At 64.5% G+C, this 15,312-nt stretch carries 11 protein-coding genes; 3 read left to right on the top strand and 8 right to left on the bottom strand.

What is annotated here, in order from left to right:
- Positions 1 to 198: 198 nt before the first annotated feature.
- The 4 genes from WM2015_RS00055 to WM2015_RS00040 are packed head-to-tail and all read right to left on the bottom strand — an operon-like array spanning position 199 to position 5,201.
- On the bottom strand, positions 199 to 1,707 hold the full coding sequence (locus WM2015_RS00055) for a thymidine phosphorylase family protein (RefSeq protein ID WP_049724123.1): 1,509 nt from the start codon (positions 1,705 to 1,707) through the stop codon (positions 199 to 201).
- Complete coding sequence (locus WM2015_RS00050) at positions 1,704 to 3,086, bottom strand: MBL fold metallo-hydrolase RNA specificity domain-containing protein (protein WP_049724122.1); 1,383 nt, start codon at positions 3,084 to 3,086, stop codon at positions 1,704 to 1,706. Before WM2015_RS00050 ends, WM2015_RS00055 begins: the two co-directional genes overlap by 4 nt.
- Positions 3,076 to 4,446 carry a choice-of-anchor B family protein gene (locus WM2015_RS00045; protein WP_049724121.1) on the bottom strand — a complete coding sequence of 457 codons (1,371 nt, stop codon included), beginning with the start codon at positions 4,444 to 4,446 and terminating at the stop codon, positions 3,076 to 3,078. Before WM2015_RS00045 ends, WM2015_RS00050 begins: the two co-directional genes overlap by 11 nt.
- Complete coding sequence (locus tag WM2015_RS00040; RefSeq protein WP_049724120.1) at positions 4,437 to 5,201, bottom strand: glutamine amidotransferase; 765 nt, start codon at positions 5,199 to 5,201, stop codon at positions 4,437 to 4,439. Before WM2015_RS00040 ends, WM2015_RS00045 begins: the two co-directional genes overlap by 10 nt.
- A 119-nt stretch (positions 5,202 to 5,320) precedes the next feature.
- Here WM2015_RS00040 and glyQ point away from each other — a divergent pair, with 119 nt between their 5' ends.
- The 3 genes from glyQ to WM2015_RS00025 are packed head-to-tail and all read left to right on the top strand — an operon-like array spanning position 5,321 to position 8,772.
- Entirely contained in the window at positions 5,321 to 6,214 is an 894-nt protein-coding gene (gene glyQ, locus WM2015_RS00035; RefSeq protein ID WP_049724119.1) for a glycine--tRNA ligase subunit alpha, read from the top strand.
- A complete protein-coding gene (gene glyS, locus WM2015_RS00030; RefSeq protein WP_049724118.1) occupies positions 6,211 to 8,292 on the top strand; it encodes a glycine--tRNA ligase subunit beta in 2,082 nt (693 codons plus the stop codon). The genes glyQ and glyS overlap by 4 nt, the downstream gene beginning before the upstream one ends.
- A gap of 3 nt (positions 8,293 to 8,295) precedes the next feature.
- Positions 8,296 to 8,772 carry a hypothetical protein gene (locus WM2015_RS00025; RefSeq protein ID WP_049724117.1) on the top strand — a complete coding sequence of 159 codons (477 nt, stop codon included), beginning with the start codon at positions 8,296 to 8,298 and terminating at the stop codon, positions 8,770 to 8,772.
- A 63-nt stretch (positions 8,773 to 8,835) separates the two neighbouring features.
- On the opposite strand, the gene gyrB is transcribed toward WM2015_RS00025, so the two are convergent.
- The 4 genes from gyrB to dnaA all read right to left on the bottom strand — a co-directional run bounded on the left by gyrB (position 8,836) and on the right by dnaA (position 15,196).
- Positions 8,836 to 11,226 carry a DNA topoisomerase (ATP-hydrolyzing) subunit B gene (gene gyrB, locus WM2015_RS00020; protein ID WP_049724116.1) on the bottom strand — a complete coding sequence of 797 codons (2,391 nt, stop codon included), beginning with the start codon at positions 11,224 to 11,226 and terminating at the stop codon, positions 8,836 to 8,838.
- A gap of 230 nt (positions 11,227 to 11,456) precedes the next feature.
- The gene (gene recF, locus WM2015_RS00015; RefSeq protein ID WP_049724115.1) at positions 11,457 to 12,512 is read right to left on the bottom strand and encodes a DNA replication/repair protein RecF; all 1,056 of its coding nucleotides are present in this window, start codon (positions 12,510 to 12,512) and stop codon (positions 11,457 to 11,459) included.
- A 22-nt stretch (positions 12,513 to 12,534) separates the two neighbouring features.
- A complete protein-coding gene (gene dnaN, locus WM2015_RS00010; protein ID WP_049724114.1) occupies positions 12,535 to 13,632 on the bottom strand; it encodes a DNA polymerase III subunit beta in 1,098 nt (365 codons plus the stop codon).
- Positions 13,633 to 13,864: 232 nt separating this feature from the next.
- Entirely contained in the window at positions 13,865 to 15,196 is a 1,332-nt protein-coding gene (gene dnaA / locus WM2015_RS00005; protein ID WP_049724113.1) for a chromosomal replication initiator protein DnaA, read from the bottom strand.
- Between the last annotated feature and the right edge of the window lie 116 nt (positions 15,197 to 15,312).

Raw genomic sequence — 15,312 nt, 5'->3', positions numbered from 1 at the left:
TGCATGCCGGCGGTTTCTGGGCTTCGACGCTGCTTCTGAGACTGGCAGGTGTAGGAGGGCTCCCGAAGTAGCTATGACGTCAAGGGAAAGCTGCCGCGACCTTCACCGCCGCTGCCGACCACCCCCCTCCGCGCTGATGATTACTTGCGAAAGGCATTGGAGCTTCGATTCGGATGCGAAGCTGGTTGATCGCTCGGTCTACTCTAGGCGGATGATGTCGCCGTTGCTGGCGGCGAACTCGCGGGCGTAGCTCAGCTCGCCCGAGGCTTCGGCATGGATCGTGAACAGGGGCTGCTCGCGGACGACCCGGTCACCGAGGTGGACGTGCAGCTCCACGCCCGAGGCCGGAGCCGCCGGGGCGCCGGCCAGCTTGGCGACTCGGCCGAGGCGACGATTGTCGAATTCGGCCACCACCCCGTCGCGCGGTGCCAGGATGCCGAAGCTGCGCTTGGCCACGGTCGGGTCCCGCATGCCACCCTGGGCCTGGCAGATCGCCTCGAACTTCTTCGCCGCCCGCCCCGAACTCAGGGTCTCTTCGGCCAGGGCGTAGCCGCCGCCCTCGGGGGCGGCTCCGGCCAGTTCCAGCAGTTCGGCGGCCAGGGTCAGTGCGCGCTGACGAAGGTCTGCCGGCGCATCGGCCTGGTTGTCGAGCACGGCCAGGATGTCGCGGGCCTCGAGGGCCGGGCCGATGCCCCGGCCCACCGGCTGGCTGCCGTCGGAACGCACGATCCGGGTCTGGAGTCCGAAGGCGGCGGCCACGCGGGCCAGTCGTTCACCCAGGTGTTTGGCCTCGGCTTCGGAACGGATCTTGGCGGTCTTGCCATAGGGCAGGTCCAGCACCAGATGGCTGGAGCCGGCCGCGACCTTCTTCGACATCACCGAGGCGATCAGCTGATCCTCGGCGTCGAGGTCCATCACGCGAGCCACGCGAATGAGCATGTCGTCGATCGGGCTCAGACGGACCGAACCGCCCCAGACGACGCAACCCCCTTCCTTCTCGACCACTCGGCGCATGGCCGGCAGGTCGAGATCGACGGGACACAGGGTTTCCATCGTGTCCGCGGTACCGGCCGGCGAAGTGATGGCTCGTGACGAGGTCTTCGGCATCCACAGTCCGCAGGCGGCAACGATGGAGACCACCAGCGGCGTGGTCCGGTTGCCGGGCAGGCCGCCGACGCAGTGCTTGTCGGCAATCGGCGTGCGATCCCATTGCAGGCGATCGCCCGCATCGACCATCGCGCCGGTGAAATCGATCAACTCGCGATCATCCAGGCCGCGCGTCGCCATCGCGGTCAGGAACATCGCGATATGGATGTCGGCGTAGCGGCCAGCACCGATGTCGGTGATGATCGCGTTCAGATCCGACTTGGACAGCGGGCGCCCGAAAATTCGACCACGCACCAGACTGAGCGATTCCAGAGGTTGCGGATGACTCAGGTAGAGCTCGGCACCGTCCTCGACGTCGAGCAGATTCCAGGCCGACTCGGACAGGGCGGCGTCGCCGCGTTCGAGGAGCTCGGATTCGATCTGGTACAGGGTCGCGATGATGCGCCGATTGCCGGCCTGGATGCGGACCCGGGCATGGGAGCTGAAACCCTCCGAGCGACAGACCGGGCAATCGCGCCGGGTGATGATGACGGGCTCGTCGTGTGTGTCCAGCGCGATCCGCCGCGCGTGCAGCAGATTGCTGCCGTTTCCATTGGTCAAAGCAGATAGTCCTGATTCATCTCGGGGATGGTGGCCTCCCAGTCCAGCCGTTCACTGATGGCCAGACGAAGGGCATCGCTGGCTTCGGCTTCGCCGTGGACGATGAAGACCTGCTTCGGCGGCCGTTCCATCTGCTCGAGCCAGGCCAAAAGTTCCTCACGATCGGCGTGGGCGGAGAGCATGTCCAGGTTCGTGACCTCGGCCTTGACCGGCCAGTACTGGCCATGGATCTTGATCGATTCATCGCCCTGGACGAGCTTTGCCCCGCGGGTGCCGCCGGCCTGGTAGCCGGTGAACAGGATCGCGTTGCGCGCATCGGGTGCATAGACCTTCAGGTGATGCAGTACCCGACCGCCCGTGGCCATGCCCGAACCGGCGATGATGATCTTCGGCATCGGATCTTCATCGAGGGCCCGCGACTCCTCGGCTTCGTGCACGTAGGTGGGGAGGGAGCAGGCGGCTTCGGCTTCCTTTCGAGTCAGTCGGTGATCATCCGGGTGATCGGCGAACACCTCGGTGGCATTGATCGCCAGCGGGGAATCCAGGTAGACCGGCACCTTCGGAATTCGACCGGCATCGAGCAAGCGGCGCAGATGATGGAGGACCAACTGGGTGCGGCCGACGGCAAAGGCCGGAATGATCACGCTGCCGCCGCGGGCGACGGTGCGCTTGACCACATCGGCCAGGGCGTCTTCCGGGTCGGCGCGATCGCGCAGTCGGTTGCCATAGGTCGATTCGATGACCAGCACATCGACCGCGGGTGGCGGATCCGGAGGCGGGATGGTCGGGGAATCGGGAGGGCCAAGGTCTCCGCTGAACAGGAACTGCCGTCCATCGACGCGGATCAGGGCGCTGGCCGCGCCCGGGATGTGTCCGGCGCGCTGGAAGATCAGCTCGGCGTCCCGACTGAGGGCAAAGGGGTGGTGAAAGGCCAGCGGTCGGAACTGGTGCAGACAGTTCTCGGCGTCGCGCTTGGTGTAGAGCGGCTTGGCGGGCTGATGCCGAGTGTGTCCGTACTGGTTGGCCAGGGCCGCGTCCTTTTCCTGGATGAAGCCGCTGTCGGGCAGCAGATGTCGGCACAGGTCCCGCGTCGTGGCGGTGGACAGGATCTCGCCCTTGAATCCGTCACGACACAACACGGGCAGATAACCGGAATGGTCGATATGCGCATGGGTCAGGATGACGCGATCGATCTGGTTCGGCTTGATCGGCAGCGGTGCCCAGTTGCGCATGCGCAGGTTCTTGTAGCCCTGGAACAGACCGCAATCGATGAGGAAGCGTCGCCGGCCGACGCGCAGCAGAAACCGCGAGCCGGTGACCGTGCCGACGGCGCCGAGAAAATTCAGCGTGACCTTGGGGCGTTGACGTCTAGGGTGCAAAGCGATCTCCGTAGATGCTTTCCAGGGCCATCGCCAGGTTCGGGTCACTCACGCGAACGATGAACAGGCCGCGATTGAAATCCGAGACCAGCAACAGATTGTTGGCGAAGAAGGGGAACACGTTCCAGGCACCGCTGAAACCGTTGCCATCCTCGTTCGGGTAGGTATCGAACCAGGCCACTTCCTCGAGGTTGGCGGTGGCCGGGTCCTTGATGTGGAGCACGCGCAGGCCGCGTTTGTAATTGGCCTGGAAGACGTAGTCCCCGATGACGTACTGGTTGTGATCGATGGCCGGACCGTCGGCGATGTACTCGGCGGGCGGGTCGCTAACATCCAATTGCGCAAAATCGAACACCAACGTCCTTGTCCCAGGAAGATTGTAGGTGGTTTCATCCAATTCATCGTCGAGGAAGAAGTAACGGTGGTCTTCCGTCAACCAACCCTGATGGGTATAGCGAAATTGCGGGTAGGAATGCCGACCAATAAGGCGTGGTGCCTCTTTATCAGTTACGTCAACTACATCCAAAGAAGTTTCGTTGCTGGCAAAGCAGATTTCGTTTCCCTGGTACCGTTCGTCCGGGCCACGGTAGATGACGCACTGGACGTCATGGGTATAGCCTTCGCTGGCAAAGCAGCCGGCAAAGCTCGGGTTTTCCGGATCCCGGACATCGATCATGTGGAGGCCACCCGCACAGGTGTCCCCACCGACCGTGTAGGCAAAGCCGGACTCGGTATTGATGGCGATGTTATGGGCCGAATTGAACTGATCGTAGCGGGTGACGGCGGCGAAGGTCTGGGGTGGACGCTCCTCCGATGCGAGCAGATTCCTGAGATCGAAGACCTGCATGCCCTGGCCCATGACCGAATCGGCCACGATGAAGGCATGGTGCCCATAGGTCTTGATGTCGGTCCAGACCGAATTCGAGACGCCGGCCGGTCGCGGTAGATTGCCGAGGTAGACGGGCGATTCGGGAACGGTCACTTCGACGAAGGCGACCCCGTTCGACCGCCCCATCAGGGCGAACAGACGACCGCTATCCGGATCGCGCCAGCCCCAATTGTCCGACCCCGTCCCTCCGCCGATGGCAGGCAACTCGACCCAGCCGGCCAGACCGATGCCCTGGCATGGGAATTGATCGGCGAAACCCTCGACACAGTCCCGGGGACCGTTGAAGCGGTAGTCGATGGTCTGCTGCATGTGCATCTGGTGCGCCAGGCTGGCGAAATCCAGATCGGGATGCTCGACGGCCAGCACTTCGGCACGGTCCGCCGTGAAGCAGGCCCAGGCGACGAGCGGCAGGCTGAGCAGACTGGTCACGAGAGCGACCCCGAATTTATTGTGCAAGAGGTTCAGGGGCATGGAATTCGATTCTCGGTGGTTTCGTTTCGGGTCGGTGCGCGTGCGGCCGGGTCGAGGAGTTCCGCGAAGCCCTGCAGCAGCCGCGGCCCGGCCGGTGTTTCGACGAGCGCGGCTTCGAGCGCCCGCGCATCCTGTTCCTCCTGGTCAAGCGCATCGGCCCGCAGGCGCAGATAGCTGGCCATGATGGCCGGGCTGAATTCCGGGTGGAACTGCACGCCCCAGGCCCTGGGGCCGAAGCGCAGGACATGGTGCGGGTCTCCCGGGCTGTCGCCGATGATCTCGGCACCCGGGGGCGGGGAGAGCACGACTTCGAGATGCGTGACCTGCATGAACTGCTCCGGCACGAAGGCGCCCGTCAGGACGTCTTCGGAGTCGAGGAAACGCACGCGCTTGCTTCCCATCCGACGGCCGGCCGGATTGGGGCCGACCCGACCACCCAGAGCATGGGCGATGAGTTGGTGTCCATAGCACACGCCGAGCAGGGGTCGCTGCTCGGCGTGGATCTTTCGCAGCCAGGCCGCCGCGCGCTCCGACCAGTCGAGGCGGTGTGAGACCATCGCCGGTGAGCCCGTGACGAGGACGCCGACGCCGGGATCGAGTCGCTCCGGCAACGGCTGCCCCGCTTCGGCGTTGACCACCTCGACTTCGCTGCCGGCGATGCCCAGCCCGGCAACGAACCAGTCTTCGAAATCACCATGCTCACGCGCAATCGGGGCCGGAGCCGAGCCGGTCTTGAGGATCAGGAGACGAATCATCCCTGCATCATAACGCCGGTCGGGACGCTCAGCCATCCATCGATGATCGGCCAGGACTCCCAAGGGCCCCGGGCAGGCCGGTATACTTGCTGGTCGTGTTTCGATAACGGGCCTCGACCGTGAATTTTCAGGACTTCATCCGCACCCTGGACCGCTACTGGGCCGAGCAGGGTTGCGTTCTGACCGCGCCGCTGGATCTGGAAGTCGGCGCCGGCACTTTCCACCCGGCCACCTTCCTGCGATCGATCGGGCCCGAGCCCTGGTCGTCGGCGTACCTGCAACCCTGCCGTCGTCCCACGGACGGTCGCTACGGCGAGAACCCGAACCGGCTCCAGCACTACTACCAGTATCAGGTGGTGATGAAGCCCTCGCCCCTGAATTTCCAGGAACTCTACCTCGGCTCCCTGGACGCGGTCGGCATCGACCCGGAAATCCACGACATCCGTTTCGTTGAGGACAACTGGGAATCGCCGACCCTCGGTGCCTGGGGCCTGGGCTGGGAGGTCTGGCTGAACGGCATGGAAGTCACCCAGTTCACCTATTTCCAGCAGGCCGGCGGACTGGAGTGCCGCCCGGTGATGGGCGAGATCACCTACGGTCTGGAGCGCCTGGCGATGTATCTGCAGGGCGTCGAGTCGGCCTACGACCTGGTCTGGACCGAGGGCCCGAACGGCGTGGTGACCTATGGCGAGGTCTTCCATCAGAACGAGGTCGAGCAGTCGGCCTACAACTTCGAGCACGCCGACACGAAAAGCCTGTTTGCCTGGTTCGATACCTGCGAAGAACAGGCGCGCGCCCTGGTCGAGGCGGGACTACCGCTGCCGGCCTACGATCAGGTACTGAAGGCCTCGCACACCTTCAACCTGCTCGATGCGCGGCAGGCGATATCCGTGACCGAGCGCCAGCGCAGCATCCTGCGCATCCGTGACCTGTCCCGACTGGTGGCCGAAGCCTACTATGAGCGGCGCAAGTCGCTCGGCTTTCCGGGCCTGAAGCAGGAGGTGGCGGCATGAGCACTCGCGCCGATCTTCTCATCGAACTGGGCTGCGAAGAACTGCCGGCCCGGTCGATCGACCAGCAGCTGGATCTGCTCTGCGATGGCCTGCAGCGACGCCTCGTCGATGCCGGTCTGATGGACGAAGGGGCAGCCATCGCTCGTCTGGCGACGCCGCGCCGACTGGCGGTTCGTTTCAGCCAGGTGCTCGACCGCCAGGCCGATCGCGAACTCGAACGCAAGGGTCCGGCCGAGAACGTCGCCCTGGATGCCGATGGCAAACCGAGCAAGGCGGCCGAAGGATTTGCCCGGAGCCTGGGCAAATCCTTCGAGGAGCTGGACTGGCTGGAGACCGATCAGGGTCGCTGGCTCTACGCCCGGATCACCGAGCCCGGCAAGGCCCTCGATGAGCTGCTGGGCCCGATGCTGGAGGAGACCGTCAAGGCCATGGCCGGGGCCAGGTCCATGCGCTGGTCGGACCTCGACGAGCGCTTCCTGCGCCCGGTCCGCTGGTTGTGCGTCCTGCACGGCGAGCGAGCGATTCCCCTGTCGCTGTTCGGACTCAGCGCCGGCCGTCGCACCCAGGGCCATCGGATTCATGGGCCCGGCTGGCACGAACTGGCGTCGGCGAGCGACTACGAACGGGTGCTGGAAGCGGCCCATGTGGTGGCCGATCGTGATCGGCGCCGCGAACGCATTGCCTCGCAGGTCAGCACCCTGGCCGACAAGGCCGGCATGCGCGTCGACGACAATCCCGATCTGCTCGACGAGAACGTCGGCCTGACCGAATGGCCGGTGGCCGTGATGGGCAGCTTCGACGAAGCCTTCCTCGAGGTGCCCGAGGAAGCGCTGATCTCTTCGATGCAGCAGCATCAGAAATGCTTTCCGGTCCGAAATGTTGACGGGTCCCTGGCGCCCCGATTCATCGCCATCGCCAATATCGAGTCGAAGGACGAGACAGCGATGATCGCGGGCTTCGAGCGGGTCATTCGTCCGCGCCTTTCCGACGCGCGCTTCTTCTGGGATCAGGACCGCAAGCAGCGCCTGGCCGATCGGGCATCGCGCCTGGATGACGTCTTGTTCCAGGAAAAGCTCGGTTCGACCGGTGACAAGGCGGCGCGACTCGGCCAGCTGGGCCGGCGACTGGCCGAATCGCTTGCAGCGGATCCCGAGCAGGTCGCACGCGCGGCCAGCCTGTGCAAGTGCGATCTGCTCACGGAAATGGTGGGTGAATTCCCCGAACTGCAGGGCATCATGGGCCGTTACTACGCCCTGGCCGATGGCGAGAACGACGCCGTGGCCATGGCCATCGAAGAACACTACATGCCTCGCCAGGCTGGTGCCGAACTGCCGGGGACCCCGGCCGGTCAGGCGCTGGCCCTGGCCGATCGGCTCGACACGGTGGTCGGGATCTTTGCCGCGGGCAAGAAACCCAAGGGCGGAAAGGATCCCTTCGCGCTACGCCGTGCAGCACTGGGCATCGTCCGGATCCTGGAGGACTCGAACTGCGGCTTGAGCCTGGCCGAGGCGGTGGATCTGGCGGCCGAGGCCTTGGGCGAGCAGCTCGAGGTCGATGGCGACCTGAAGGCCGAGGTCGAACGCTTCATCTTCGACCGCCTTCGCTCGCACGCGGCCGAGGCCGGGATCGAAACGGCCACGATTCAGGCCGTCGAGGCCGGCAAGGCCGGATCGGTCGCCGACTTCATGGCTCGCGCCCGTGCGATTCAGGCCTTTGCCGACGACGAGCGGGCCGAGAGCCTGATTGCCGCCAACAAGCGAACCAGCAATCTCCTCAAACAGGCTGAAAACGAGCGAATCGGCGACGTTGATGCAATTTTGCTGCAGGACGACGCGGAAAAGCGGCTTTTTGCGGACATTCAGGCTGTGGAAACGGATCTGGAATCCGCCCTGGCCCGCGCGGACTATCCCGCCGCCCTCGCCGAGCTGGCCGGCCTTCGGGAAGGTGTCGATGCCTTCTTCGACCAGGTCATGGTCATGGCCGAGGACGCCCGTCTTCGCGCCAATCGTCTGGCGCTGCTGACGCGCCTGCGAGGCCTGATCATCGACATCGCCGACCTGGCCCGGCTGGGGCGCTGATCGATGCCGCGGTCGCGTGCGCCGATCCTGATTCAGCGCGAGCTGCTGCTGAACGGGGCCGAGCCATCGGCCGATGAACTCGAGCGCCTGGTGGCCTTTCAACGCCAGGGGCACTCGGTGCTGCTCGTGGCCATCCAGCCCGCTCGCTGGCGTCCGACCCGACGCCTGGTGGATCACGACCTCGCGCTGCAGCAGGATCTGCAGCAGCGCATTCGCCGCGCGGGCGCTGAATTGGACGGAGTTGTCTATCTGGAGGCCGGCCTGTTCAGCAGCAAGCGAGCCCGGCGGCGGGAGATCGATCAGCTCGCGGCACGCTACAACGTGGCGGCCGCCGATCTGGTGTTTCTCGGTTGCGAGCCGGCCCTGCTGGACCTGATCATCCGTTGCGGGGGCAAATCCCTGGCCATCGACTGTCGTGGCCCGAGTGGCTCGGTGCCGTTCAAGTCCCTGCAGGCCGGGCTCGAAAGCCTCTACCCCTGATCACCGAACGAGGACAGCGGCCCGCGCGTGGGAGCGCGGCCGCGTCGTGAAACAGGCCTCGAATCAGACGTCCAGGTTCGAGACCTGCAGGGCATTGTCCTCGATGAAGGCGCGTCGCGGTTCCACCTCGTTGCCCATCAGGGTCGCGAAGATCTCATCCGCCGCCACGGCATCCTCGATGGTCACGCGCAGCAGACGCCGGGTGTCCGGATTGACGGTGGTTTCCCAGAGCTGATCCGGGTTCATTTCACCGAGACCCTTGAAGCGCTGGAAGCTTCGGCCCTTGCGCGATTCGGTCATCAACCAGTCATAGGCTTCCGAGAATCGGCTGACCTGGGTCGACTGATTGCCGCGCTCGACGCGGCCGTCGGCACCGAAGAGCTCGGCCACGGCCCGTCCGATCCTGGCGAACTGCCGGTATTCGGGCGACTGGAAGAAGGTGGCGTCCAGGATCGTGTCCTGGACCACGCCCTGGGCATGGCGGGAAATCACGACACCGCCGCCGCCCAACGGCTTCAGATGCCAGACCACGCCCGCCGGCGTGGCGGCTTCCAGACGTTCCTTGAAGCGCTCGGCCCAGCCGTTGACATCGAAGCCGGGTTCGGTTGAAAACTCTTCGAAATCAACAAGTTGTTCGATAACGTCGGGGTCCTGACGCAGCTTCATGCGAGCCGCGACAGCCCGCGCCTGCTGGAAATCGGCCATCAGCTGGGCCAGGGCGGAGTCTTCCAGTGCCGGGCCATCCGCCGACGGATAGACACGGGCCCCATCGAGGGCGCGCTCGAGCATGTAGCGGTTCAGCTCGGCCTCGTCCTTCAGATACCACTCCTGCTTGCCCTGCTTGATCTTGTAGAGCGGCGGCTGGGCAATGTAGACATGACCCCGCTCGATCAGCTCGGGCATCTGCCGGTAGAAGAAGGTCAGCAGCAGGGTGCGGATGTGGGAGCCATCGACGTCGGCATCGGTCATGATGATGATGCGGTGATAGCGAAGTTTTTCGACGTCGAATTCATCCTTGCCGATCCCCGTGCCGAGCGCGGTGATCAGGGTGCCGACCTCGGCGGAACCCAGCATCTTGTCGAAGCGAGCCTTCTCGACGTTCAGGATCTTGCCCTTCAGCGGCAGAATCGCCTGGTACTTGCGGTTTCGGCCCTGCTTGGCCGAACCGCCGGCGGAGTCACCCTCGACGATGAACAGTTCGGACAGGGCCGGATCCTTCTCCTGACAATCGGCCAGCTTACCGGGCAGGCCGGCCACGTCGAGCACGCCCTTGCGGCGGGTCATGTCGCGCGCCTTGCGAGCGGCCTCGCGAGCGCGCGCCGCTTCGACCACCTTGCCGACGATCAGCTTGGCGTCGTTGGGATTCTCGAGCAGAAAGTCCCGGAGCTTTTCGGCCAGCACCGATTCGACCGCCGGTTTGACGTCGGAGGAGACCAGCTTGTCCTTGGTCTGCGAGGAGAACTTGGGGTCCGGCACTTTCACCGACAGAACGGCGATCAGGCCTTCGCGGCAGTCATCACCGGTGGTCTGGACCTTGGACTTCTTGGCCAGGCCCTCTTCTTCGATGTAGTTGTTCAGGGTCCGCGTCAGAGCCGCGCGAAAGCCCGCCAGGTGGGTGCCGCCATCCTTCTGCGGAATGGTATTGGTGAAGCAATACACCGATTCCTGGTAGGCGTCGGTCCACTGCAGCGCGGCCTCCACGGTGATGTCGTCGCTTTCCGCCGCGAAATGCAGGGTGTTCGGATGCAGCGGGCTCTTCTTCTCGCTCAGGTGCTGAACGAAGGAACGGATGCCACCCTCGTAGTGGAAATGGTCCTTCTTGCCGCTGCGCTCGTCGGCCAGGCGAATGCCGATGCCCGAGTTGAGGAAGCTCAGCTCGCGCAGACGCTTGGCCAGGATGTCGTAATGGAATTCGATGTCGGAGAAGGTTTCCGCGCTGGGCCAGAAGCGGATCTGGGTGCCGGTGCGATCGCTCTCGGAAATCACTTCCAGGGGCGCGTCGGGCACGCCCATGGTGTAGGTCTGATGCCAGCGCTGCCCCTGACGATCGATGGTCAGGGCCAGACGCTCGGACAGCGCGTTGACCACGGACACGCCCACGCCGTGCAGACCGCCCGAGACCTTGTAGGAATTGTCGTCGAACTTACCGCCCGCATGCAGCACGGTCATGATCACTTCGGCGGCCGACCGACCTTCTTCCTCGTGGATATCGACGGGAATGCCGCGGCCGTTGTCCTGGACGCTGACCGAGCCATCGTCGTGGAGGGTCACGCGGATGTCGTCGCAGTGGCCGGCCAGGGCTTCGTCGATGGAGTTGTCGACGACCTCGAAGACCATGTGATGCAGACCGGTGCCGTCATCGGTATCGCCGATGTACATACCCGGTCGCTTGCGGACCGCGTCGAGTCCCTTGAGGACCTTGATACTGCCGGAGCCGTACTCGTTTTCAGTCATTGTCGCTGCGCGTCGCCGAAGGGGTCGAAGAACTGCCAGAGTATAGCATCGACCGGCCTTTCCAGGCCCCTCGGCTGCCCCTCTCGGCCGCAAGGTTTCACGTGGAACAGTCCGAATCCGCGACACGAGGGAATCGAGGCCGGGCAGCCGCTCGTCGCCCCACCGGGATCGTGGGCGGCGCCGGAGTGAGACCAGGCCCCTTCGACGGCAGCGACCCGGGGCCGAAGCCCTCACTGCTGCGGTCGCACCGCCCCCTGTTCCACGTGAAACAACCGCGCCTCGATGTCGGGGGGCTCGGTGGCCGTGACCCAGGTCTGGAAGCGCTGCTCAGCCAGCCACCCCAGCACGCTTTCCAGATGGCGGCGATCGAGCTCGGACACGGGATCATCGAGCAACAGGAGCGGGGCCTGGCTTCCGTGTTGATCCAGGTGATGCAGCTGGGCCAGGAGCAAGGCCAGGGCCAGCAACTTCTGCTGCCCCCGGGACAACTCGACCGCCGCCGGATGCCCGTCGACCTTCAGAGCGAGATCGGCCCGGTGTGGGCCACGCTGGGTGAAGCCACGCTCCCGATCGCTGTCACGCTGCGCGCGCAGGGCGTCGGCAAGGGTTTCATCGACGGGGAAGCCGCGCCGGTACGCCAGCTGGACTTCGCCAGGCAACCGGATCCCGATGGTCTCGAGAAGACGCCGTACCGTGATCTCGAGGAGCGAGACCTGCTGACGCCGCAGGGTGTCGAGGCGTTCTGCCGCCGGCAGCATGGGCGCCTCCAGGGCGTCGAGCATGGCATCGCGAGCGCCGGATTTCAGGGCCGCATTGCGCTGCTTCAGGAGCCGGGCGTAGCGCTGCCAGGCCTCGAGGTAGTCCGGTTCCACGTGAAACAATTGCCAGTCGAGGTACTGGCGGCGACGATCCGGACCGCCATCGACCAGGCGATGGCTATCGGGCTCGATCAGCACGAGGGGGAGGGCGGCGGCGAATTCGCTGATGCGTTGGGAATCCCGGCCGCCGATGCGGCCGCGCCAGCCTTCGGGGCTACGCTCGACACCGAGGACCACGCCATCCTGTCTTTTCACGACGACACGGAGTTGCTCGGCACCGTGCTGGATGACGCTCCCGGGGCGAGCGGCGCGAAAGGAACGGCCGCGACCGACCAGGTGGATGGCTTCGAGGACGCTGGTCTTGCCAGCGCCGTTCTCACCATGGAGCCAGTTGATCACCGGCCCCGGAGACAGCGCGCCCGCCTGCAGATTGCGGACGCCTTCGATCGTCAGGCGTTCAACGGCCAAGGCTCGGGAACGCCCGTCGGTACTAGAGCTTCAAGGGCATGACGACCTGGCGGACGCTGTCGTCTTCGATCCCGGTCACCAGGCAGGAGCTGTTCGCATCGCGCAGGGCAATGCGCACCTTCTCGCCATCGATGGCGCCCAGGGCATCGAGCAGATAGTTCACGTTGAAGCCCACCTTCAGCTTGTCGAAGCCGTGCTCGGCCTCGACTTCTTCCACGGCCTCTTCCTGCTGCGGGTTGTGCGCCACCACACGGACCGTGCCCGGCTCCAGGTCAAGGCGCACGCCACGGTACTTCTCGTTGGACAGGATGGCGGCACGCTGCAGGGCATGAGTGATTTCGGCCCGGTCGAGAATGACGGCCTGGTCCGTTTCCAGCGGGATGACGGCTTCGTAGTCCGGGAAGCGACCGTCGATCAGCTTCGTGGTCATCACGATACGCTCCCGGTCCAGACGCAGGAAACCCTGACCGATCACCACGTTCAGCGGCTCGTCGATGTCTTCCAGGATACGGTTCATTTCGAGCACGCCCTTGCGCGGGACGATCAGGCTGCGCGCTTCTCCCTGGATGTCGGCCTGGGTTTCGGCCAGGGCCAGGCGGTGTCCATCCGTGGCCACGGCGCGAATCATGCCATCGCGAAACTCCAGCAACAGGCCGTTCAGGTAGTGACGCACGTCCTGGTGGGCCATTGCGAAGCCGGTCTTGTCGGCCAGCCAGCTCAAGCGGGCCTGACTGATCGGATAGCTGGCCAGGCTCTCGGCCTGATCACTCGACGGAAATTCCCCCGCCGGCAGGGTCGCCAGCGTGAAGCGACTGCGCCCGGCATGGATGGCCAGCTTGTCCTCATTGAGCTGGACGTTGACCTTCACGCCTTCGGGCAGGGCCTTGCAGATGTCGACAAGCTTGCGTGCCGGGACCGTGATCGCTCCCGTTTGAGCCACTTCCGCATTGGCTCGAGCCACCAGCTCGACCTCCATGTCGGTCCCGGTGATTCGCAAACCATCGTCTTGCGCATCGATCAGAAAGTTGGCCAGTACGGGCAGCGTCTGCCGACGCTCGACCACGTTGACGACCTGGGCAATGGGCGCAAGCAAGGCTTCACGCGCGATCGAGAATTTCATGGTTGCTCCTTGGCGGTTCGCGACGTCGTGTCACTGTTGTTTTGTTGATAAAGAAAAAAGACTAGTAGTAATAGGGCCTGTGAGTAAGCGAAGAACCCCATTTTTCCCTTGAAAATCAATGATCTGAGAAAGCACGACCCTCTGACTAAGCGAGCCCGCTTCCTGTGGGGCGAATGTGGATAACTTTCGCCTCGCGATTTATCCACAGTTACTCCACGGCTTCCGCGCAGGCTCATGAGGATAACTCCCGCGTCAGCCGCGCCCGATCTTCACGCAGACGGCCGTCGGTTTCGCACAAGGCCTCGATTTTACGACAGGCGTGCAGGACGGTCGTATGATCCCGGCCCCCGAAGGCATTGCCGATCTCGGGCAGGGAATGCTGGGTCAGGCTCTTGGCCAGGAACATCGCCATCTGTCGGGGACGAGCGATCGAGCGCGTTCGGCGCTTGGACAGCAGATCGGTGACTCGCAGCTGATAGAAATCGGCGACGGCCTTCTGGATGTTCTCGATCGTGATCATGCGATCGTGCACGGCGAGCACGTCGCGCAGGATCTCCTGGGTGTACTCGACGTCGATCGGCCGCCCGGAAAAGCGGGCGTTGGCGATCAGGGAATTGAGCGCGCCTTCGAGGTCGCGCACGTTCGAGCGCATGCGCTTGGCGATCAGGAAGGTCACCGAGTCGTCGAGTTCCAGATCGCGCTCCAGCGCCTTCTTCTGGAGAATGGCGACGCGTGTCTCGAAATCCGGCGGTTCGATGGACACGGTCAGGCCCCAGCCGAAGCGTGACCGCAGCCGCGCCTCGATACCATCGACTTCCTTCGGGTAGCGGTCGCAGGTCAGGATGATCTGCTGCTGCGATTCCAGCAGGCTGTTGAAGGTGTGGAAGAACTCTTCCTGGGATCGATCCTTGCCGGCGAAGAACTGGATGTCATCGATCAGCAGCGTATCGACCGATCGATAGCGGCGCTTGAAGGCATCGATGCTGTCACGTCGCAGGGCCTGGATCATCTCGCTGACGAACTTTTCCGAATGCAGGTACATGACCCGCGCGTCGGGATTGTCCGCAGCGATCTGATGCCCCGCGGCGTGCAGGAGATGCGTCTTGCCGAGACCGGTCGAGCCGTAGAGCAGCAAGGGGTTGTAGGCCTTGCCGGGCTTCTTGGCGACCTGACTCGCGGCCGCGAAGGCCAGCTCGTTGGAGTTGCCGAGGACGAAGTTCTCGAAGCGATAACGATCATCCAGGCCGTGCACGCCGCCGCGCTGGCGCGGCGCCTTGCTGGCGGTGACCCGGCGCGGCTGATTGCCGACCTCGATGAACACCTGATCGCGGGCGATGCCGTTGGCCGCGAAGAAATCGCGGATCATGCTGAGGTAGTGCTCGCTGACCTGGTCGCGCACGAAATCGTTGGGCGCCTGCAGGGCGACCTGATCGGGCTTGGACTCGTCCAGACGCAGTGGACGGATCCAGGTATTGAGTTCATCCAGCGGGACGTGGCGTTCCAGCCGTGCAAGGCACTGCTGCCACAGGTCCGCGCGCCGGGCGAGGTGGGCATCGTCGATCATGAAGCGACTAAGTTTAGGCAACCGGGGGCATTTTATCCACAGGCTCGAGCTCACGGTGTGGACTGTGCGCGCGAAGCCGCCGGCTTATTGACGCGCCGGCCTGAAAAACGATACAC

This window comes from Wenzhouxiangella marina (assembly GCF_001187785.1).
GTDB lineage: Bacteria > Pseudomonadota > Gammaproteobacteria > Xanthomonadales > Wenzhouxiangellaceae > Wenzhouxiangella > Wenzhouxiangella marina.
Note: the sequence above shows the minus strand (reverse complement) of the source record. Positions and strands in the feature narration are given on the sequence as shown.